20 protein-coding genes are annotated in these 18536 nt (G+C 60.6%); 6 read left to right on the forward strand and 14 right to left on the reverse strand.

The genetic code is table 11. The features are described from left to right. Window positions 1–27: 27 nt before the first annotated feature. From BGIM_RS0137545 to BGIM_RS0137600, 12 genes are all read right to left on the reverse strand, one after another. Window positions 28–429 (reverse strand): hypothetical protein, encoded by a 402-nt coding sequence (locus tag BGIM_RS0137545; RefSeq protein WP_020474759.1) that lies wholly within the window; start codon window positions 427–429, stop codon window positions 28–30. Window positions 430–494: 65 nt separating this feature from the next. Further along, entirely contained in the window at window positions 495–965 is a 471-nt protein-coding gene (locus BGIM_RS0137550) for a hypothetical protein (protein ID WP_020474760.1), read from the reverse strand. A gap of 123 nt (window positions 966–1088) precedes the next feature. Next, window positions 1089–1427: a hypothetical protein gene (locus BGIM_RS54530; RefSeq protein WP_157369724.1), complete on the reverse strand. Its 339-nt coding sequence runs from the start codon at window positions 1425–1427 to the stop codon at window positions 1089–1091. 157 nt (window positions 1428–1584) lie between these two features. Continuing rightward, a complete protein-coding gene (locus tag BGIM_RS0137560) occupies window positions 1585–2376 on the reverse strand; it encodes a hypothetical protein (protein ID WP_020474762.1) in 792 nt (263 codons plus the stop codon). Window positions 2377–2449: 73 nt separating this feature from the next. Continuing rightward, window positions 2450–2911: a hypothetical protein gene (locus tag BGIM_RS0137565; RefSeq protein ID WP_020474763.1), complete on the reverse strand. Its 462-nt coding sequence runs from the start codon at window positions 2909–2911 to the stop codon at window positions 2450–2452. Window positions 2912–3012: 101 nt separating this feature from the next. Then, window positions 3013–3477 (reverse strand): hypothetical protein, encoded by a 465-nt coding sequence (locus BGIM_RS0137570; RefSeq protein ID WP_029631410.1) that lies wholly within the window; start codon window positions 3475–3477, stop codon window positions 3013–3015. A 179-nt stretch (window positions 3478–3656) separates the two neighbouring features. Next, window positions 3657–4214 carry a hypothetical protein gene (locus tag BGIM_RS0137575; RefSeq protein WP_020474765.1) on the reverse strand — a complete coding sequence of 186 codons (558 nt, stop codon included), beginning with the start codon at window positions 4212–4214 and terminating at the stop codon, window positions 3657–3659. Between the two features lie 161 nt (window positions 4215–4375). Then, complete coding sequence (locus BGIM_RS0137580; protein ID WP_020474766.1) at window positions 4376–4915, reverse strand: DUF4142 domain-containing protein; 540 nt, start codon at window positions 4913–4915, stop codon at window positions 4376–4378. A 182-nt stretch (window positions 4916–5097) separates the two neighbouring features. Next, entirely contained in the window at window positions 5098–5526 is a 429-nt protein-coding gene (locus tag BGIM_RS0137585) for a DUF1877 family protein (RefSeq protein WP_020474767.1), read from the reverse strand. Between the two features lie 92 nt (window positions 5527–5618). After that, window positions 5619–6566, reverse strand: a complete 948-nt coding sequence (locus BGIM_RS0137590; RefSeq protein WP_157369725.1) for a hypothetical protein — start codon at window positions 6564–6566, stop codon at window positions 5619–5621. A gap of 280 nt (window positions 6567–6846) precedes the next feature. Further along, window positions 6847–7140, reverse strand: a complete 294-nt coding sequence (locus tag BGIM_RS0137595; RefSeq protein WP_020474769.1) for a hypothetical protein — start codon at window positions 7138–7140, stop codon at window positions 6847–6849. Window positions 7141–7302: 162 nt separating this feature from the next. Continuing rightward, entirely contained in the window at window positions 7303–7602 is a 300-nt protein-coding gene (locus BGIM_RS0137600; protein ID WP_020474770.1) for a hypothetical protein, read from the reverse strand. Window positions 7603–7664: 62 nt separating this feature from the next. Between BGIM_RS0137600 and BGIM_RS63955 the strand changes: the two genes are divergently transcribed. Continuing rightward, the gene (locus tag BGIM_RS63955; protein ID WP_157369726.1) at window positions 7665–7973 is read left to right on the forward strand and encodes a hypothetical protein; all 309 of its coding nucleotides are present in this window, start codon (window positions 7665–7667) and stop codon (window positions 7971–7973) included. A gap of 142 nt (window positions 7974–8115) precedes the next feature. Here BGIM_RS63955 and BGIM_RS0137610 read toward each other — a convergent pair whose 3' ends face one another. Further along, the gene (locus tag BGIM_RS0137610; protein ID WP_020474772.1) at window positions 8116–8616 is read right to left on the reverse strand and encodes a hypothetical protein; all 501 of its coding nucleotides are present in this window, start codon (window positions 8614–8616) and stop codon (window positions 8116–8118) included. Window positions 8617–9504: 888 nt separating this feature from the next. Here BGIM_RS0137610 and BGIM_RS0137620 point away from each other — a divergent pair. The 5 genes from BGIM_RS0137620 (at window position 9505) to BGIM_RS0137645 (ending at window position 16954) form a co-directional block, all read left to right on the forward strand. Then, the gene (locus tag BGIM_RS0137620) at window positions 9505–10899 is read left to right on the forward strand and encodes a dihydrolipoyl dehydrogenase family protein (RefSeq protein ID WP_020474773.1); all 1395 of its coding nucleotides are present in this window, start codon (window positions 9505–9507) and stop codon (window positions 10897–10899) included. A 453-nt stretch (window positions 10900–11352) separates the two neighbouring features. Continuing rightward, complete coding sequence (gene phnD, locus BGIM_RS0137630; protein WP_020474775.1) at window positions 11353–12465, forward strand: phosphate/phosphite/phosphonate ABC transporter substrate-binding protein; 1113 nt, start codon at window positions 11353–11355, stop codon at window positions 12463–12465. Window positions 12466–13065: 600 nt separating this feature from the next. Next, window positions 13066–14151, forward strand: coding sequence for a PfkB family carbohydrate kinase (locus BGIM_RS0137635; RefSeq protein ID WP_020474778.1), 1086 nt, complete (start codon window positions 13066–13068; stop codon window positions 14149–14151). Window positions 14152–14255: 104 nt separating this feature from the next. Next, window positions 14256–16694 carry a WD40 repeat domain-containing protein gene (locus BGIM_RS0137640; protein ID WP_020474779.1) on the forward strand — a complete coding sequence of 813 codons (2439 nt, stop codon included), beginning with the start codon at window positions 14256–14258 and terminating at the stop codon, window positions 16692–16694. After that, the gene (locus BGIM_RS0137645; RefSeq protein WP_020474780.1) at window positions 16694–16954 is read left to right on the forward strand and encodes a hypothetical protein; all 261 of its coding nucleotides are present in this window, start codon (window positions 16694–16696) and stop codon (window positions 16952–16954) included. The genes BGIM_RS0137640 and BGIM_RS0137645 overlap by 1 nt, the downstream gene beginning before the upstream one ends. Window positions 16955–17263: 309 nt before the next feature. Here BGIM_RS0137645 and pdxA read toward each other — a convergent pair whose 3' ends face one another. Further along, window positions 17264–18262, reverse strand: coding sequence for a 4-hydroxythreonine-4-phosphate dehydrogenase PdxA (gene pdxA / locus BGIM_RS0137650; protein WP_029631419.1), 999 nt, complete (start codon window positions 18260–18262; stop codon window positions 17264–17266). Between the last annotated feature and the right edge of the window lie 274 nt (window positions 18263–18536).

The raw sequence follows: 18536 nt of genomic DNA on the forward strand, positions 1-18536 counted from the left end.
GCCGCGGCGCATTGCTCGGCGTCTGCGTTACCCCAAGTCAAAGGTGCTAAACCCGCCGTCGGCCAGCACGTTCTGTACTCGCCGGAACATGGTCTGCCCGTAGGCCGTCTCGGGCGGCTCGTCAGGCATGAACACCGTGATCGGCGGGGTGGTGAAGAACCGGAAGAGCCGCCCGGCCGGCGGGTGAAACCAGTCCCGGTCCGCCACCATCGGCCAGCCTCGCACCCGGAAGCCCCGCCGGGCCAGCGGGCGGTACAGCCAGCCAAGCCAGTGATGCCAACGGGCGATGTCGCGGAACCGGATGACGACCCATTTGTCCCCGGACAGCAGTTCCAGCCGGTCCGGGAACACGGCCGCCTCGGCCACCCCCGGCAGCCCCTCGACGGCGCTCGGCACAAATCGCAAGCCGTTTTCCGTGGCCGTCGCCATCCGCTTCTCCCTATTCCGCCGAACAACCAGTTCACCGGCCCGGCGGGCGACACATCGCGGAAAACCTACTTGCCCGTCGGGTCCGGCGCAACGTTGGGTTCGGCCGGCCTGGGCCACTGTGGTTCGTCGTTCTCGTCGTACATGACACCAAGGTTGACCGACTCCGCCCGCCCGAACCGGACCGAGAGTTCGACCCAGTTCCGAGGGTAGAAGTACGTCTCCAGTGACCCGAGCGTCTCATGCTCGGGGGCCTCCCCCAACCCGGCCGTCACCCGTCGGATGACCGCCGTGACCGGCTCACCCAGCACACGCTCGCCGAACAGGGTGGCATCCGGGTGGCGGACCTCGGCCCACCCGAACCGGTGGCCGTTCTCCGGTTCGATGGCGAATTCGACCCGCAGCTCGAAGTACTGAAGCCGTTCGACCCCGGCATCCGTCTGGTATCGCTTGTCGGGCGTTCCCAATTCGCGGACCAAGTCCGGCTCCGTAAGCCCGAAGCGGAACCGGCCGACGCCTTCTCCGGGATGAATCTCCACCTCTGCGTCCTCCGGAATCGAACGATCAAACTCAACCGCCCGCCCCAATGACTGCAACCAAGTCACGATACCTGAGAGCGGGTCCGCCGCGACGCTTGGTTCGGCTTCTTCTGCCTCGCCCCCTCAGTTCATCAAGAGCATGTCGAAGGAAACTACCCGCCCGGCCCGGACCACCGCGAATCCCATCTCCCCGCACAGATTCCGCCAGTCTTCTGGTTCGCTATCGTAGTGCCACAACTCGTCACCCGGCTGCATCTCGGCCGCCAACTCGCGGATGGCCCGGGCACTCGGCCCGTCGCCGGGCAACCAGGCAGGTCGTTTGGCCGGGACACCGCCACCCTTGCGTTTCTTTGGTTTGGGCGGGTGGTCGAAGGGAGCCACCATCTCAATGGCTTCCTCGACGGTGACACGCCGCTTGAGCATCCGCTCGACACTGGCAAGCCGCGCGAGTGGCATGTCCATCGGACCCTCCCAGATCGCGGATGTCTTCTTGCCGAACAAGTAGTGGCCGGAAAAAATTCTGTCTCATTCCGGTGGCTTAAGCGAGTTCAGCCATGCCGGCCGGCCAAACGCCGGTTGTCAAACAATTCCCGCAAGCATCGACCGCCGGGCGGATCGCTCAATTCTTGATCGTGATGGTTTTTGACTTGTCCGGTTCGACTTCCACCTGTCCGCGATACCATTCCTTGTCCAGTGGTTTCTTTGTGAAGACCCGAATTGTCCGCGTTCCGACCTCGGCGCGCAGTTCCACATTCTTGGAGCCGACCGGCCACGTTTTGCGATTGTCGCCATCGACATCTGCGTAGGCTTCCACCCCTGGCAGGATCGCGGTCTTCATCTGCAAAATGACCGTGCCGGTGGTGATCAGATTCACCGTCTGGAAGGTCTTGCCGTTCTTGTTGTCCTTGACCTGCACCTTCTGGGTGACGGCCACGACCCCGTTCTTCTTGAACTGGAGTTCATGCTCCCCGACCGAAACGGTGTATTCGATGCCGTCGTCCAGCTCGAACGCATACTGGCTCGTCTTCTTGAGGCGACCGTCGAGATACCACTCCAATCCGTTCGCGGGCTTGAAGCCTTCGGGATCGAGACGGCTAAATTTGACGACGAGGGTGCCTTGAGGTTCTCCCCCGCCGCGGCTTTTTAGGGGATCGTCCTTGTCCGGTTGCTTGTCCGGCTGTTTGTCCGGTTGCTTGTCTGGCGGCTTGTTCGCCGCGGTTGTTCCCTTTGAGCGGTCCACCTTGCATCCGCCGAACATGACAACGGGCATGACGCAACACGGAAGGGCCAACGTGAGAACGCAAAGTCCGACCACCATCTGCCACGTCCATGGGGTGGCCGTCCTCTTGCGTTCTTCCTCTTCTTTTCGCCACCAGTTTGCTTCGCCACCCGGAGAATCCCTGTCAGGCATCCTCAATCCTCCTTTGCCAAACGCCAAGGTCCGGCAGCCCCGCCGCCGGAATGACCACGCCCATATGGAACTATCACGCGGCAGGGTCTGCCGCAGTGCCTTGTTCGACCTGACCGCCTCTGCCGAGACCCAACCACGCCCGCATCACATCCGCCCCGGTCTCGTCGAGCAGGTACGCATACCCCGACCGGCGGGCGGCGGCGGCAACAAGTTCGGCGGCCCTCGTCTCGCGACCTGCCATCGGGGGAAGATTCACGGCGACGACGCGAGCCAGATCGTCCAAAGACCTCGCGGCATCGAGTTCGTTGTCCGGGATGACCCGCCCGGCCTCTTCTTCCAGTTCAAAGGCCACGACGATCGGAGCGATCTCGCGTCGGAATCGAGCCTCTTCCGCGAGCATCCACTCCCCTTTCGCGGTAAGCGAAGCTCCGCAACCGGGGCAGGCCGCCCGGAGAGAGCGGAGGGCGGCGACAGAGATCGGGAACCGACCGTCGCACGCGGGGCAGATGATCGTCATCGGGTCAGCCCATTTCATCCCCAAATTCCTCCGCTGACCGAACGACTAAGCCCGGCAGCCCCGCTGAAAACAATCACGCCCATTCGGCATGGCGCCATCTTCGATTCCAGCAAGCCGCTTTACTCGGCGGGAATCCACTGCTTTACGACACGAACCTCGTCCGGCGGGGCGGGCCAAAGGACCACGTGATAGCGGTCACCTGCGTCCTGGTCTGTGATGGTGGCGAACCCATCCGCCAGAGAGCGGACACGATACCATCCGGGCTCGACGGCGAACTCGGCCACGGGTCCGCCGATGCACTCGTGGACCTGAAGCCGGCCGGTCGGCAGATGCAGGCTGGCCTCCGCCACGTGGTCCCACGCCGTCGAATCGAACCCCGGATCGGCGTCGTGGACTTCCACCTCGACAGGCACCGTGGTATTCCGCTCGGGTTGAATGACGACCACGTGCGGCCCGGTCTTGATTCGTCGCCGCACATCCTCGTCAGTGTAGTCCTCCGGGGCTTGATTCGTCATGCCCCGGTCCCACAGATAGAATTGGTGATAGTCGGCGAATACGTCGAATGCCCGGTGTTGCAATCGCATGTCGCCCCCATTGACGAACATCGGCTTCCGTCCGTCCCCCGGCAACCTAACCCCCCCCGCCCCCCTTCCCTAAAAAGGAAGGGGGGCGGGGGGTTAGGTTACCGGAAAAAGAAGCGATCCTTTTACTGATGACTCTGCGCTATCTCGCTGACGATGTGCAAGCCCCTCGTGTTGCACGATTACGGTCGCTCATGAAGGATGACCAGGGAAGTTGAAAAATAGAATTCGGTATCCGCCCAATAAATCAGCCTGTCGCTTGGCAATTTCCGAGGGAGGCCGTGGAAACTTCCAACCTCGTAGACGGACAGTTTCACGGTCTTCCCAACATAGCCTTCTTCAAGTTTCAGAATCTCCTCGCCGGTCAGGCTTCCTGTCTTTTTGCCTGTCTTCAATTCATGCAGTTCAAAGTTGCCGCGAGCCAGTTTGACCGTCATTCCCGGTCCTATGTCGAATCGGAGAATCGCCGGGGTGGCCAGCTTTTTGCCGGCCACATGCGTGACGGACAAAAGATAGGCGCCGTCGTATTGCTTTTGACGAAGTTCCCTGCCGGCAATGATCTTCGCTTCGATCTCGGCGCATGTTCCGAGCGGGAGGCCAAGCTGCCCGATCACCGGCCGCTCGTTTAGTTCGGCCACCGACAGAGGCGCCTTCTTGGCCGGCGGATCATCCGCGCATAACTTCGCCAGAAAAAGGCAGAACAGCGCTCCCAGCAACGCGCAGACACCAGAACGGGCCATGTTCGGACTCCTTTGATCAGACACAGATTACAAGCGAACGACCATGCCCGCCGGCTCGGGGCGAGGCGAACGACCACGTCAAAAGCTCATCATGTCGCTTGGTTCGGCCGCTTGCTCAAATAGCCCATGTGCCGAACCCCTCGAAGGAGTACGGGCCAAGCCTACTTCTTCAGTTTGCCCAGGAGTTCGAGCGCCTCTTTCAAATGCTCGTTGCCGGCAGTGATCGAGTTTTTCGCGTAGGTCTTCAGCTTCGCGTCCGAGCCGTTTTTGACCTCGTTCTCGAACAGCGTGGCGTCGTGGTGAATTTCGCTCAACCACTTGAGAAAAGCGATATCCAGTTCGGTTCCCTTGAGTTTGGACAGTTTGTCGAGCATCTCCTTGCTGCCCTTGCCCCCGTCGGCATCGACCGCGATGTTGAGCCGTTTGGCGTGCCCGCTCGCGATTGTGACAGACTCCTTGTGCTGTTTCAAAACTCGCCCGGCAAAGTCCTTGATCTTTTCATCGGATGTGTTCTTCACCTCGTGCTCGATGATCTTGATCGACGCGGCGATGGCGGGCACGACTTTGGTCAGGAATTCCGCGTCGGTCTTTTCCTGAGCCCGAACCGCTGTCGCGGATGACAGTGTGAGCGCCAGCGCCGTCAGCGCAACGGTGATGATCCTGGCGCCGCGGGTCGGCGCGGTCTGACTGGGCAATAACATCGGTTCCTCCGTAAGTTGAATGCGCGGCGAGATTAATCCTGCCGCCGGACAACGATCAGGCCGGTTCCGTTCGATCTCATGTCACTGCTCGGAGGCTGGTCTGCTTCGGTTGTCGCAACGGCCGAACAGCTGTCAGCGTAACGGCCGCCTCATCGCCTGTCAAAGACCAACTTGGTTGCCGGTCAGCACATGAAGATTTCGATGTAGGCATCTTTCCTGGCGGCCAGCCGATAGATGCCTTTCAAGTCGTCGAAGCGCGCCTGTAGTTCCCGGACCCAGCCGTCATGATACTCTTGCAGTTTGGCAGTTCGTTCCTTCTTGTCGGCCTCGATGGCGGCCAGCCATTGCTTTTTGGTCACGGCGGTGAGTGCCTTGCTGATTCGCTTGACCAGCGCGGGAGGCACAAGGCCGTGAACACAGTCGTCATCATCGTCCAACAGGGAACGGGTGCCGCGAAGGGTGAGCTTCAGCGGCGATCCCAAGGTGTCAAGCGCTTCTTGCAGGCGGCTCCAAGCCTTGTCCAGATCTACTTCGGCGATGCCCGTGGAAAAAAATTGCCTCTGACGGATGTCGCCTCTGGCAACGGCCGTGACGGTTGCGGTCAGACCCATGTTTCACCAAAGCGGAACCAAGCGGGCGAACAGATGCGATCTTTTTTAAGAAACGTCCAACCGCCGTGGGCGACGCCGGGTTCGGTTGCGATTCATTCGATCTGTTGAAACCAAAAGCTCACGGCGTCCTCGTTGATGCCGTCCTTCCCCGTCCAGCCGCTGGAGGGGAACTGCCATTCCTTCTTGTAGAAGTGTCCGGGCTCCTCGCGTTCCGAAGGGGGCACCCAGGCGTCGAAAAAGCTCGGCCAGCCTTTGGGCTTCAGAATCCCGGCATATCCCAAGATTTCCAGCACGACCTGACGCTCTTGTTTGGTTGACTTGAACAGCCCGGTCAGCGCCTTGTTCAGATCGGAAAGCTGCGCCGATTTGGGAAGTTTGCGGATGGATTCCAGCACGCGCCGCAAGATGTCAATGTCGCCGTCGGAGGGCGAGACGGGGGCGAGTTTCGCAAATTGATGCAAGTCCGTTCCGACGTACTCCAGGTCGCCTTGTTCCACGTTGCCGGCCCATTTGAGCCGGCGAAAATTCCTCGCCGACAGATCGATGGTGTTCCCGGCCTTGCCGATGCCGCAACGGGCGCAGCCATCGGAGTTCTTGTCTTTCACAAAGCGGTGCCGCTTGAGTCGCAAGACATGGGCATAACTTCCCAAGGCGGAGCGGGTGTCTAACCGTCCCGACCCGAGGCTCGCGACAAACGCATTGGAGATTGCGGGAACATCCGCCGATTCCCGCGCCTCCAAAACCCACGCAATCAACTCGTCATGATCGAGTCGGATTGGGTCGAACATCAACCCTTCGGCCTTGGCGAAGGCAAAATCCGCGTCCGGCACATCGCGGTCTTCGACCCAGTTCAACAGCTTGTCATCTTCGTCGAAAAAAGTGTTGTAGAGGATGTTCACCGCGCGAGGGTCAACGCCGATGGCCGCGGCGGTGGCGGCAATCTCTCGCTGCGCCTTCTTGGAGACGTTTCGGCTCCAGAAATCGTGGTGGGGCATGTGATGACACTCGGTTAATTTCGCGGCCGGGAGCGGGCGAGCCATGAACTCCAGAACGGTCGCATGTCCCCGCCGGTTGGCTGCGGCAATTAGTTTGACATCAACTGTCTGCGATGTCCAGATTTCTCTCCCGTTCAATTGTCAGCGGCCGACGTGTATGGGATCGGGGAAGCCTTGATGAGATTTTCTTGGGTCACGGTGAGCGTATTAGCCGTCGGCATGTCGAGCCAACCGCCCCGCCTGCCAGCAGGCTCTCGATCTCCGGGTCCGGTTGTCGGCTCATATGCGCCTCGTTGTCCCCTTATCTGCCACCGAACGATCCGGCTCATCTAAACCCGCCCAAAGTGTCGTGGGGCAGGTGATCCGGATCGTTCGGCCGGGGCGGCACAACCAAGGCGAGCAATTCACCAACGACGCACGCGATGCCGGCCGACCACCCATACCCGATCACGCAAGACGCGGCGTCACAGACCGGCATCAGCCCGTCTGTGGGGAATCCCCCGGTTTCCTCCCAGACCGCCCACCGCCACAGCAGCCACGCCAGCGCGGCCCCGGACACGCCCGCGCCGAGGGTCGCAAGGCTTCGACGCACGGCCCGGCGGGCGGCTAATCGCCACATTGCGGGGAGGGTCACCGCCGCGCCGATGGCAAGCGGAGCAAGCCGCGAACGCAAACGCGACGAGCAACAGGAGAATCGACACCGGCAACCCGCCTTCTTTTTTGCCGAACGACGTAACATGCCTGCCCGCCGACTCAGAGGGCCAATGCCCATGAAAACCCGTCACGCCGGCGGATCAGGTTCAGCGATTTGTTCGGTCTTGGCCCTCCCACCGACCAGCAGTCCTGTGATGGCCGCACCGGCGATTCCACCGACAACGGCCGCCACTGGCGCCCCGAGTATCGTCAGGAACAGGGCTCCGACAACCTCCGGGCTGGGCATGTCCACCGCCCCGGCGGGCGGATATTGCTCCTCAAGCCGACTGCCCCACCACGTCCCGGCGACGAACCAGCCAGCCCCGCCCGCGCAGAACCCACCGATTCCTCCAATTGCGATGACAGCCGTTCGCCAGAGAGTCGTCATACGGCGTTCCTCCTGCTCCGCTTCCCGAACGCCAAAACTCAGCGGCCGGGGCTGAAGAACCCATGACCAATTTACGACGGTTGGGGTCCCCGGTCATCTGCAACGTATTGTTTGGATTACTGTTGGTTCAAGGACGTATCACGGATAAAAGCGCGCCAAGCCAGACAGCGATGAGGGCGACGCTCGCCATCCATACGCGGAACCGCCTGGCAAGGATGATGTCGAAGTCTTCGCACCCGTGGTCGTTCCGGACGATCACCCGCCAGAACATCCTCGCCCACAACACCGTCGCTGCCCCCAAGGAGACCAACCCCACGACTGCCCACGCATTCACCGTCCGAAGCCCTCTCCTGCCGAACAACCCAATTTAACTGCCGGGGCCGTCGCGGCTTTAACCAACTTTACGAAGGCTGAAGTCCCCGGCCGATTGCAACGCCTGGCTCGGCCTCTGCCTTGCCTCCTTGGGCTCAACCGGAGCCGGACTAGGTTCAAAACCGCTGGTTACCAGTCGGCTCAAGGGATTCCTTGATTTCCGAGACCTTGAAAGGAAGGTTTTTTCGAGCGATTTGCTGCTTTGTCGCGTTCTTCCTTTGAAAAGGCCTTTTTCACGTAGTCATCCTTCAGTGGTTGAACTTCGTAAATGAACCCCGCTCGTACCTGTCTAAATCGCTCGCGACCAAACTCTGCGTCCTCTTGCTCTTGGTAATAAAACCCGTCGTCTTTCTTCCAAAACACATGGTCTAGCTTAACGAACCCTTTCACCTCACCAGACAAAAGACTCTCGTACTGGGTTTTCTGCACGAAGCCGTTGATCGTTACGGGTCGGTTTGCATCAAGGTACTTCACCAGCACCCACATGCCTTTCTCCCGCTCAGTGTCCTCGGGTGTCTGAGCTTGGCTGACACCAGGGACCAAGACTGCCCAAGCAGTCGCGAAGGCTGCCAGGGCACGCCAGAAACCGTTGCTGACGCTTAAGTTTTTCGCTCCATCATTCCGACTCGCATAGACGTTCATCGCTACCCTCTGTCTTGTCGAACAGTGATTAGACCAACTCCGCAAAGCCCGGCACTTCGGCTTGTGGGTTGGCCTGTCTCGGATGCCGTTGGTTTGTTTACGCGACGGCGAATCAATCGTAAGCGTAACCACCTGCTGACACCTTGTCAAACACCGGTCTTCAAGCCCGCCTTTCTGCGTTTGAGGCGGCTTGATTCGATCCTTTGACTGTGGCCCAAAGCGCCTGGGATTATGCCAAAATCATCAGGCGACCCCTCTGTTTTGCCGGGGGTTTTGAAAAATAATGTTCAGTTGGCCCGCTGTTTTTGACCGCTTTTGGGTGGCCGACTGTCCAAAAATGGTCGCCGGAGGGTTGTTTTTCACTTTTTCAGGTCACTTTTGGGCCGGGTTTTGACTGGTTTGAAAATCGGGATGATGCGAGGGGTGTAACCTCTTTGGTTGCCCGGAAGGTGTGTTTGAAGAGAAGAGTTGTCTCGCACAAAGCCGCAAAGAAGACCGAAAGTGTAATCTGAAAAAAGGGGTGGCAAATCTTTCTGGCACACGCCGACAACTTGTATTCGCCCCAAGGGGGCGCTCGATAATAGCCAGGGGTGGCTTCCGCCCCTGGAACCTAACACCATGTAAATAGTTTTCCGCCCCAACGGGGCGGCGCTTGCGGGTTGTGCCACCCCGTTGGGGTGGGTTCTAAATTGGCTGTCGTTGTCCAGGGGCGGCGGCCGCCCCTGGCTATTTTCGAGCGCCCCCTTGGGGCGAATACCGGCCAAACGGGCAGGCTAGAAAGTTCTGCCGAACCCCTCTGAAAAAGAGATTTCTCTTCTCCAGTTTTCTTTGCGGTCTTGGGCCAGATAATTCCTCTCTTCAAACACACTTTCGCCCAACGGGGGCATCATGTCGAACGTTGAAGAGTATGATTTGGTCGTTCTGGGCAGCGGGGAAGCGGGGAAATATCTGGCGTGGACGCTGGCCTCCCAAGGGAAACGGGTCGTCGTCATCGAGCGGCGGTATGTCGGCGGGTCGTGCCCGAATATTGCGTGTTTGCCGAGCAAGAACATCATTCACTCGGCCAAGGTTGCCTCGCTCGCCGGGCGGGGGGCGGAGTTTGGGGTGATGGTCGGGAAGCCGGTCATCGACATGGCGGCCGTGCGCGCCCGCAAGAGGGCGATGGTGGACGGGCTGGTCGAGATGCACCTCCACAAATTCAAAATGAGCGGGGCCGAACTGGTCATGGGCGACGGCCGGCTCGCCGGGCCAAAGACGGTGGAAGTCGCCCTTCACAGTGGCGGCACACGCACCCTTCGCGGTGCCAATGTCGTGATTAACACCGGCTCGCGGGCGGCAACGGACCCGACGCCGGGGCTGCGGGAGTCGGCGCCCCTCACGCATATCGAAGCCCTCGAACTTGACCGCGTGCCGGGGCATCTCATCGTTCTCGGCGGCGGCTATGTCGGGCTGGAACTGGCCCAGGCGTTTCGCCGGTTCGGAAGCCAGGTCACGGTGATCGACCGGAACCCGGCGCTGATTCACCGGGAAGACACGGACGTGTCCGCCGCGATGGCCGAACTGTTCGCCGATGAGGGAATCGCCGTCTCCACGGACACGGCGCTGGCAAGCGTCGAAGGAAAGTCCGGCGAGTCCGTGCGGTTGCGCGCCCGCCGGGCCGGGGCCGACGTGGTGATCGAAGGAACGCACCTGCTGGTTGCCGCCGGAAGGACGCCGAACACCGACGGCATCGGGCTGGAAACCGCCGGGGTGAAACTGACCGCCAAAGGCTTCGTCCAGACGGACGAATATCTTCGCACCACGGCCGAGGGAGTGTGGGCCGTCGGCGATTGCGCCGGCAGCCCGCAGTTCACCCACATCGGTTTCGACGACTTCCGGATCGTCCGCGACAACCTCGCCGGCCATCCGCGAACAACCACCGGGCGGCATGTTCCGTCGTGTCTCTTCACCGACCCCGAACTGGCCCGCGTTGGCCTGAACGAACGCGAAGCCCGCGAGAAGGGCATTCCGTGCCGCCTGTTCAAAATCGCGGCGAAGGATGTCCTGCGAACCCGGACCATCTCCGAAACGCGCGGCTTCTTCAAGGCCCTCGTCGAAGCCGACGGCGACCGCATTCTCGGCTTCGCCGCCTTCGGCCCGGAGGCCGGCGAAGTGATGCCCGTGGTCCAGATGGCCATGACCGCCGGACTGCCATACACCGCCCTGCGCGAAGCCGTCCTGACCCACCCGACCATCGCGGAGGGGCTGACCGTCCTGTTCTCCAGCCGCCCGACGACGGTGTGAGCCAGTGCGGCAACATCAAAAAGGCGCTAACCACAAACCAGAACGGCAACATCAAAAAGGCTCTAACCACAAAGACGCAAAGATCACACAAAGTTTCACAAAGATCAAAACAGATCAGAAGCAAAGGTAAAGAAGAAAAACCGCCGGGCAAAAATCAAAAGCCTTGTTGCTTTGATTTCGCTTCGTGGTCTTTTTGCTTTCACTTCGCTTGTTGTTTTTGTTTTCACTTCGCCTTGGTCTTCTTTGTGAAACTTTGTGTGACCTTTGCGTCTTTGTGGTTAGTGCCTTTCCATTCTCGACCTGCATGGGGCGGGGGCCATGCCGGAAACCAAAAATGTAACAATCGGCCCCGGCGGCGCGCTTAAACACAGCCTTCAACGATTCTTCATTTATCACACCCTGTCGTTCCGGTAGAGTAATTGAAATTTCCCGTTGTATCTTTCCCGGACTCCCATGAACAACGCCGAGCCTGTCACCGCGTTTCCCAAGAAACCGAATTCGTACAAGTACACCATCAGCTTCATCTTGCTGTTGGTGGCCGCCGCCGGGGGGTACTACTTCTACGAGATGACCCGCAACGCCACCCTGCCGGTTGACGACTTCGTCAACATGAAGCCCTTCTTTGCGAAACTGGCCGACAGGCAAAAACTGGCCGACGAATACGCGGACGCCAACAAGGACATGGTCGCCGACACGCCGACGGACGCGGCGAAATTGCTGAAGGTCGAGGAGATTGGCTTTTCCGCCGTCGGGACCATCGACGAGGAACGATTGAAGGCCGAGCAGGAAGATTGGAAAGACCTGATGGCCGCCCTTGAAAAGGCCACGGGCAAGAAGGTGAAATATCTGACGGACCTCAACGGCGCGGATGTCCAGATGGACGCCCTGAAAACCGGCCGCCTGCATGTGACCGCCTTCAACACCGGGGCGGTTCCGGCGGCCGTGAACAGCGCCGGGTTCGTCCCGCTGTTCTGCCCGGCCAACTCGGAAGGCCAGTACGGCTATCAAATGCAAATTCTGGTGAAGGCCGACAGCGCGATCCAAAAGCCCGAGGACTTGAAGGGGAAAAAGATCGGGTTCGTCGCCATGTCCAGCAATTCCGGGGCGAGGGCGCCGATGTACACGCTCAAGGAAAAGTTCGGCCTGCTTCCCGGCCGGGATTACACCCACGGCTTGACCGGCGATCATTTCTCCTCCATCGGCCTGCTGGTATACGGGAACGAATATGATGCCGTCTGCGTGGCCAGCGACCTCAAGGACCGGGCGGTGACCGCCGGCAAAATCCGCTTCGGCGCGGAATCCAAGGAATTGAAGGCCGACCAATTTCGGGTGATTTACACTTCGGACACGTTCCCGCCGCTGTGTTTCGGCGTCCCGCACAACCTGCCGCCGGAGATGCGGGCCACGGTGGAGAAGGTGTTCAAGGATTACCAGTTTGCGAACAGCTCGGCGAAGAAATACGCCCAGCAAGGCAAGGTGAAATTCGCCCCGGTGAATTACGAGAAGGATTGGAAATTCGTCCGCGAGATCGACGCCACTCTCTCCAAGTTCACCGAGATTCCGTGATTGGGCCGGTAGGTCCCGCGAGCCGCGGGACCTACTTCAAACCGCTCCACTTAAAAAAGTGACATCCAACATCGATACGGACGGCGAAAATCCTTCCCGGCGTATCCTTTTGGGGCGAATACCATTGACCGCCGCGAGTGATCGCGGGGAATGAGGTGCGCCGGAAGGATTTGTCCGACATCCATGCCTCCGGGTATGGCCAATTTTTCTGGCACACCTGTCTGTCTGGTTTTCGTCGCTTGGTTTTCGCCCCAAGGGGGTGCTCGATAATAGCCAGGGGCGGAAGCCCCTGGAGTCCCGTCATTTGAAGGTTTTTCTGCCCCAACGGGGCAGCACATGATTGTTGTGCCACCCCGTTGGGGCGGATTCCTTTTGGCGGTCGTTGCCCAAGGGCTTCCGCCCTTGGCTATTCTCGAGCGCCCCCTTGGGGCGAATACCAAGAGACGAAAACCAGACAAACAGGCATGCCAAAAGGATTGGCCAGACATCCACGCCTCCCGAACCGCCGTTTCTTCCACCTCGCGGCTTTCCCAATTCCTCACTTTCCGTATGCGAACAATTGGGTTTTGAATCGCCGAACTAACATTCTTTGAGAGTCGCATGTCGCACAGTCTGAACATTCCCAAAACCGCCGCGCTGGACTTGGTGTCGCTGGGGGCGCTGGTCCACCGGCTGGACACGGGGATCATCCCGTTTCGCAAGGCGACGGAGTGCCAGATTCACGTCAGCGGCGGCGAGTTCAACGTCGCCGCCAACCTGGCTGATTGCTTCCGGTTGCAAACGGCCGTCGCCTCTGCGATGGTCGATTATCCCATCGGCGATCTCATCACCGAGCGGGTGCGGGCGATGGGCGTGAAGCCGTTCTACAAGCGATTTGCCCATGACGGCGTCAACGGGCCGAACATGGCCACCGTGTACAGCGACCGCGGCCTTGGCGTGCGGGCGCCGGTGGTCTTCTACAACCGCTGCAACGAGGCGGCCGCCCAACTGAAGGCGGGTGACTTCGACTGGAAGACGATCTTCGGCGGCGGCGTCCGCTGGTTCCATAGCGGCGGCATCTTCGCGGCCCTCTCCCCGACGACCCCGGAAGTCATCATCGAGGGGATGAAGGCGGCCAAGGCGGCCGGCGCGGTGGTGTCGTTCGACCTGAACTTCCGCGAAAAGCTCTGGAAAGTGGCCGGCGGGGCGGCGGGCGCGGTCGAGGTGATTCGCCGGATCGTTGACAACGTGGACGTGTTGGTGGGCAACGAGGAAGACCTGCAAAAGGGCCTCGGCATCCCCGGCCCGGAAGTGGCCGCCACCGCCTCCAAATTGGACCCCTCGGCCTTCTTCGGCATGATGGGCGAGGTGACCAAGAAGTTCCCGAACGTCAAAGTCGTGGCGACGACCCTCCGGGAAGTCCACACGACCAACCGCCACAGTTGGAGCGCGGTCGCGTGGGTCGAAGGGAAGACGCACGTCGCCCCGACCTGCGAACTGGACGTGTACGACCGCGTCGGCGGCGGCGACGGTTTCGCCGCCGGTTTCATCTACGGCCTGCTTTCCGGCGAATCCCCGGAAGAAGCCATCAAACTCGGCTGGGCCCACGGCGCCTTGCTGACCACTTTCCCCGGCGACACGACGATGGCGACCGTCGATCAGGTGAAGGCGTTCGCCAAGGGCGGCTCGGCCCGGATTCAGCGGTAAGCATCAACCGCCCGCTTCTGTCACCGGCCCCGCGAAGACGTTCGCCAGGGGAACCTCCTCGGTTCCCCTGAATCGTTCGATTACTCGTATTCGGGGACGCCCTGATGTTCCGCATCTCGCTTTTCTCGCTCTTCCTGACCACCCTCGGCGCCAGCGCCGAACCCGGCCCCGTTCCTCGCGAGATTCGGACGGATCTTTACGGCGACCGGCTTCCGGATGGGGCCATCGCCCGGCTCGGAACCGTCCGCTGGCGGCTTGACGGCGCGGTCATGTCCCTGGCATTTGGCCCGGACGACAAGACAATCTTTTCCTGCACGAATCAAGAACTGGTCGAATGGGACCGGGAAACCGGCCGGGCCTTGCGGCGGGTGTCGGCGGGGGAAGAAATGTCCTCGCTCGTCCTCTCGGCCGACCAGCGGACATTGATCGGAACCGGCAAGACGCTGATCCGGCGCTGGAATGTGTCGGACGGGCGGGAATTGCCGGTCATTGAGGACAAGGAAAAGCAGTATGTGGCGGCGACCTTGTCCCCGGATGGATCGCTGGTGGCGGCATTCGATAAGCGAGAGAAGAAAATCCACGTCCTGGACGGGGCGACCGGCAAACGACTCCATCAATTCCCGTACGAAAACGCCTTCGGGACATTGCTGGTGTTCACCCCTGATGGCCGCCGTCTGGCTTTTACGGGTCTCAATGGCCGGATCAATATGTTCGATTTGGCGACCGGCCGCGCCGACCGCTGGTTCGGAAGCGGCCATATCCCGCGGGCCGTCGCGTTTTCTCCGGATGGCAAGACCGTGGCGGTCGGCCGATTGGATTGGGCTTTCTGCCTGTGGGATGCGGAGACCGGCAAACTGCGTCTGGAACACACGGAAGGCAGCGGGTTTGGAGTCGCGTTCTCCCCGGACGGCAAGACGGTGGCCCAAGCCGGCATGGGTTCCGTCAGGCTTTGGGACACCGCAACCGGCCGCGATCTAAAACACCTGTCCACGCCCGGCCATTTGCTGGCTGTCGCCTTCTCGCGGGACGGCCGGACGCTGGCCGTCGGCGGAATCGGCCGGACCATCCGGCTGCTGGATGTCGCCACGGGAAAAGTTCTCAACCCGGCGGCCGGACACGAAGGCCCCGTCGTGGGAATTGCCTTCTCGCCGGACGGTCGAACCCTTGCGTCGGCCGGCCTCGACGACACCGTTCGTATGTGGGACGCCAAAACAACCCGAGAACTGTTTCAAGTCCTCGACCACAAATACGGCGCCAGCCAGCTTTTCTTCACGCCCGATGGCCGGTCTCTTGTCTCGGCCGGGGGAGACGGGGCCATCAGATGGTCAGATGTTGCGGCCGCGAGAGAGACTCCTCAACGGTTCATTGCGACCGCCGACCGGGGAATCATCCACACACCAGACTTCGAAGTTTTGGCGGGCATCCAAGACCGCCAAATCATGTTATGGGATGGAATAAACGGGAAGCCACTGGGCCGGCTCGGGAGTCATCCAAGCGGCATCGAGAGACTGGCTTTTGCGGCCGGGGGCCGAACATTGGTTTCTGTGGGTGTGGGTGAATCGGCTGTCCATCTGTGGGACATGCAAACTCGCGCCCCCTGGCGGCGATTTGAGTATGCGAATCGGTCTATTTGGCGAGAAAAGCCGTTGTTGACGGCCGTCACGCCGGATGGCCGGATGCTAGCGACACATATGCCGGGCGGGTTGGTCCTTCTCCGGGAAATCGCCTCCGGCAACGAACGACAGACCATCCAGTCTGAACTCGCCGACATCGCCGGCATGGCAGTCACGCCGGATGGCCGGATGCTGGCCGTCGCCGAATCTCGCGGCCTCATCGAGTTCCACGACTTGGTTGAGGGCCGAAAATTAGCCACGCTCTCAGTGGGCCTGTTGACACCCGAAACCGGTCCCGCAATGGCTTTCTCTCCGGACGGCCGTCTTTTGGCGCTGGCCCGGAGCGACACCACAATCATGCTTTGGGCTGTGCCCGTTCCGCCTCGCTTGGAAGGAAAGCTCTCATCGCGGCCGGATGATGTATGGGCCGATTTGGCCTCGGCCAATGCGGGGACGGCTTACAAAACCATCCGCATGCTGACCGCCAGCCCGGCGGAGGCGGCGGCCATTTTGAACAAGCGGCTGCGGCCGGTTCCGTCGCCGGACCGGATGGCGGTTTCCCGCTGGGTGACAGACCTCGACAACGACCGGTTCGCCATCCGCGAACGGGCCGGGGCCGAACTGGCGAAACTCCGGCAACTGACCGTCCCCGCCCTGAAAGCGGGACTCAACAACAAGCTCGGCGAAGAAGGCCGGGGCCGGATCGAAAAACTACTGGCTCGGGCGGAAGTCGGCCGATTGGACCCGGCCGGAGACGAACTCCGCGAGATCCGGTCGGTCGAAGTTCTCGAAGCAACGGGAACCCCCGAGGCGAAACGAGTCTTGGAAGTCTTGGCCAAAGGCGCCCCGGAAGCCCGACTCACCGAAGAGGCCAAAGAGGCCTTGGGCCGGTTGAGCCGGATGGCCGAATTGAGACAGAAGAGTAATTAATGGAACAAGATATCAAATCAGTCGCCGTCTCATTTCTAGCTGAGAGAAACATCCCCTTTGCCGAAATTGAAGACATTACGCTTCTGAATGCCCGACAATCCGAGATCTGGTATGATCTTTTTCAGAATCAACGGCAACGGAAAGGACTGTGGAAGGTTCTTTTCATCAAGAGGATTTTGATTGAATATGAAGTAGACACGGCAAACCACTTTTGCGTCCTTGTTGACCCGGAAACACTTGAATGCGCGTTGTATGTATGATTGCACTTCATCGGCAATTGCATGGATTTGCGATGACAAGTGACGGAGCCGGGCGAGAATTATTCGCGACCTTTGCTTGTCGAGATTGGATTAACCGCTCCTTCAAGTCGGAACACGGATAAGAGCGAGCGGAAAGAATGAAGTGGTCGGCGATGAGAGTACTCCGCACGCTCCGCGTGCGGATGGAACTTCCCCTCCGGCCGGATGATGGAAACGGGTCAAAGTCACGCCCTCACGCGGAGCGTGCGGAGTACTCTCATCGCCGGCCACCTCATTCTTTTCGCTCGCACTAAGGCCGCCGAGTGGTCTTCACCCCGCCGCCGGTCGGTTCGTCGCCAGGCGGGCGGCGACATCGGCGGCGGCCACCAGGGAGCCGGCGTCGGCGAGGCCTTTGCCGGCGATGTCGTAGGCCGTTCCGTGGGCCACGCTGGTGCGGATGATCGGCAGGCCGACGGTGATGTTCACGCAGCGGGGGCCGCAGCGCAGCTTCATCGCGATGTGGCCTTCGTCGTGGTACATCGCCACGATTCCGTCAAATTCCCCCTTGTGCGCCCGGACGAACAACGTGTCGGCGGGCCACGGGCCGGAGACGTTGATCCGCTCCTCCATCCCCTGGCTGACGGCCGGGGAAATGATGTCGGCTTCCTCGGAGCCGAACAAGCCACCGTCGCTGCCGTGCGGGTTCAGCGCCGCCACGCCAATGCGGGCCGGACGGCCAAGCAACCGGGGAAGCAAACCGTCGAGGAGGCGGATTTTTTCGGTCACCGCCGCCGTGGTGATGTTGGCGAATACGTTCCGCAGGGCCATGTGCAACGTCACATGAACAACGGCGATGCCGTCCCCCCACAGCACCATTCCGAACTCTTTGATCCCGACGCGGTCGGCCAAAATCTCCGTGTGGCCGGGGAAATTCACCCCGGCGGCGTGCAGTCCCTCTTTGTGCAGCGGACAGGTGACGATGGCGTCGGCCGTTCCGGCGGAGGTGGCGTCAATCGCGTAACAGAGGAAGTCGTAAGCGGCCTTTCCCCCCTCGGCCGTGATCTTGCCGACGGGCACGCGGTCCAGCGGCGCGTCGCTCGGATTCAGACAGGGGATTTGGAACGGGGAAACCTTGGCCTCGTCGAGACTTTTGATCGGCTGGACGGTCGTGGACCCGTCCGCGAGTTTCTCGCCGCGGCGCATCCATTCGACATCCCCGATGACAATCGGATTTGAGAAGGCGACCAGTTTCGGCCAAGCCTTGGCGATGATCTCCGGGCCAATGCCCGCGACATCGCCCATCGTGATTAACAAACGTGGAAGTTTCATGGGACTAATGTATGACCGCGAAAAGAGGGGGGCCGGAAGGCAGCAAGCAAGAGAAGACTAACCACAAAGACGCCAAGATCACACAAAGTTTCACAAAGCAAATCAAGCAAATTCAGAAGCGAAGCGAAAACGAAAGAACACAGAGAAAAGCCACTTCATGTTCTTTCGTTTTTCTTTGTTTTGGTCTGGCCAATCTTTCTGGCATGCCTGTCCGGTCGGTTTTCGCTTCTTGGTTTTCGCCCCAAGGGGGCGCTCGATAATAGCCAGGGGCGGA

Origin of the sequence: Zavarzinella formosa DSM 19928 (genome assembly GCF_000255705.1) — a bacterium.
In the GTDB taxonomy this organism is placed as follows: Bacteria; Planctomycetota; Planctomycetia; order Gemmatales; family Gemmataceae; genus Zavarzinella; species Zavarzinella formosa.

What these genes read in the sequence shown, in the direction of transcription:
- BGIM_RS0137645 (WP_020474780.1), top strand. Translation starts at nt 16,694, where the DNA reads ATGGAACAAGATATCAAATCAGTCGCCGTCTCATTTCTAGCTGAGAGA.
- BGIM_RS0137590 (WP_157369725.1), bottom strand. Translation starts at nt 6,566, where the DNA reads ATGGCTCGCCCGCTCCCGGCCGCGAAATTAACCGAGTGTCATCACATG.
- BGIM_RS0137640 (WP_020474779.1), top strand. Translation starts at nt 14,256, where the DNA reads ATGTTCCGCATCTCGCTTTTCTCGCTCTTCCTGACCACCCTCGGCGCC.
- BGIM_RS0137585 (WP_020474767.1), bottom strand. Translation starts at nt 5,526, where the DNA reads ATGGGTCTGACCGCAACCGTCACGGCCGTTGCCAGAGGCGACATCCGT.
- BGIM_RS0137595 (WP_020474769.1), bottom strand. Translation starts at nt 7,140, where the DNA reads ATGTGGCGATTAGCCGCCCGCCGGGCCGTGCGTCGAAGCCTTGCGACC.
- BGIM_RS0137600 (WP_020474770.1), bottom strand. Translation starts at nt 7,602, where the DNA reads ATGACGACTCTCTGGCGAACGGCTGTCATCGCAATTGGAGGAATCGGT.
- BGIM_RS0137635 (WP_020474778.1), top strand. Translation starts at nt 13,066, where the DNA reads ATGTCGCACAGTCTGAACATTCCCAAAACCGCCGCGCTGGACTTGGTG.
- BGIM_RS0137570 (WP_029631410.1), bottom strand. Translation starts at nt 3,477, where the DNA reads ATGCGATTGCAACACCGGGCATTCGACGTATTCGCCGACTATCACCAA.
- BGIM_RS0137545 (WP_020474759.1), bottom strand. Translation starts at nt 429, where the DNA reads ATGGCGACGGCCACGGAAAACGGCTTGCGATTTGTGCCGAGCGCCGTC.
- BGIM_RS0137580 (WP_020474766.1), bottom strand. Translation starts at nt 4,915, where the DNA reads ATGTTATTGCCCAGTCAGACCGCGCCGACCCGCGGCGCCAGGATCATC.
- BGIM_RS63955 (WP_157369726.1), top strand. Translation starts at nt 7,665, where the DNA reads ATGACCAATTTACGACGGTTGGGGTCCCCGGTCATCTGCAACGTATTG.
- BGIM_RS54530 (WP_157369724.1), bottom strand. Translation starts at nt 1,427, where the DNA reads ATGGACATGCCACTCGCGCGGCTTGCCAGTGTCGAGCGGATGCTCAAG.
- BGIM_RS0137565 (WP_020474763.1), bottom strand. Translation starts at nt 2,911, where the DNA reads ATGAAATGGGCTGACCCGATGACGATCATCTGCCCCGCGTGCGACGGT.
- phnD (WP_020474775.1), top strand. Translation starts at nt 11,353, where the DNA reads ATGAACAACGCCGAGCCTGTCACCGCGTTTCCCAAGAAACCGAATTCG.
- BGIM_RS0137610 (WP_020474772.1), bottom strand. Translation starts at nt 8,616, where the DNA reads ATGAACGTCTATGCGAGTCGGAATGATGGAGCGAAAAACTTAAGCGTC.
- BGIM_RS0137560 (WP_020474762.1), bottom strand. Translation starts at nt 2,376, where the DNA reads ATGCCTGACAGGGATTCTCCGGGTGGCGAAGCAAACTGGTGGCGAAAA.
- BGIM_RS0137620 (WP_020474773.1), top strand. Translation starts at nt 9,505, where the DNA reads ATGTCGAACGTTGAAGAGTATGATTTGGTCGTTCTGGGCAGCGGGGAA.
- BGIM_RS0137575 (WP_020474765.1), bottom strand. Translation starts at nt 4,214, where the DNA reads ATGGCCCGTTCTGGTGTCTGCGCGTTGCTGGGAGCGCTGTTCTGCCTT.
- pdxA (WP_029631419.1), bottom strand. Translation starts at nt 18,262, where the DNA reads ATGAAACTTCCACGTTTGTTAATCACGATGGGCGATGTCGCGGGCATT.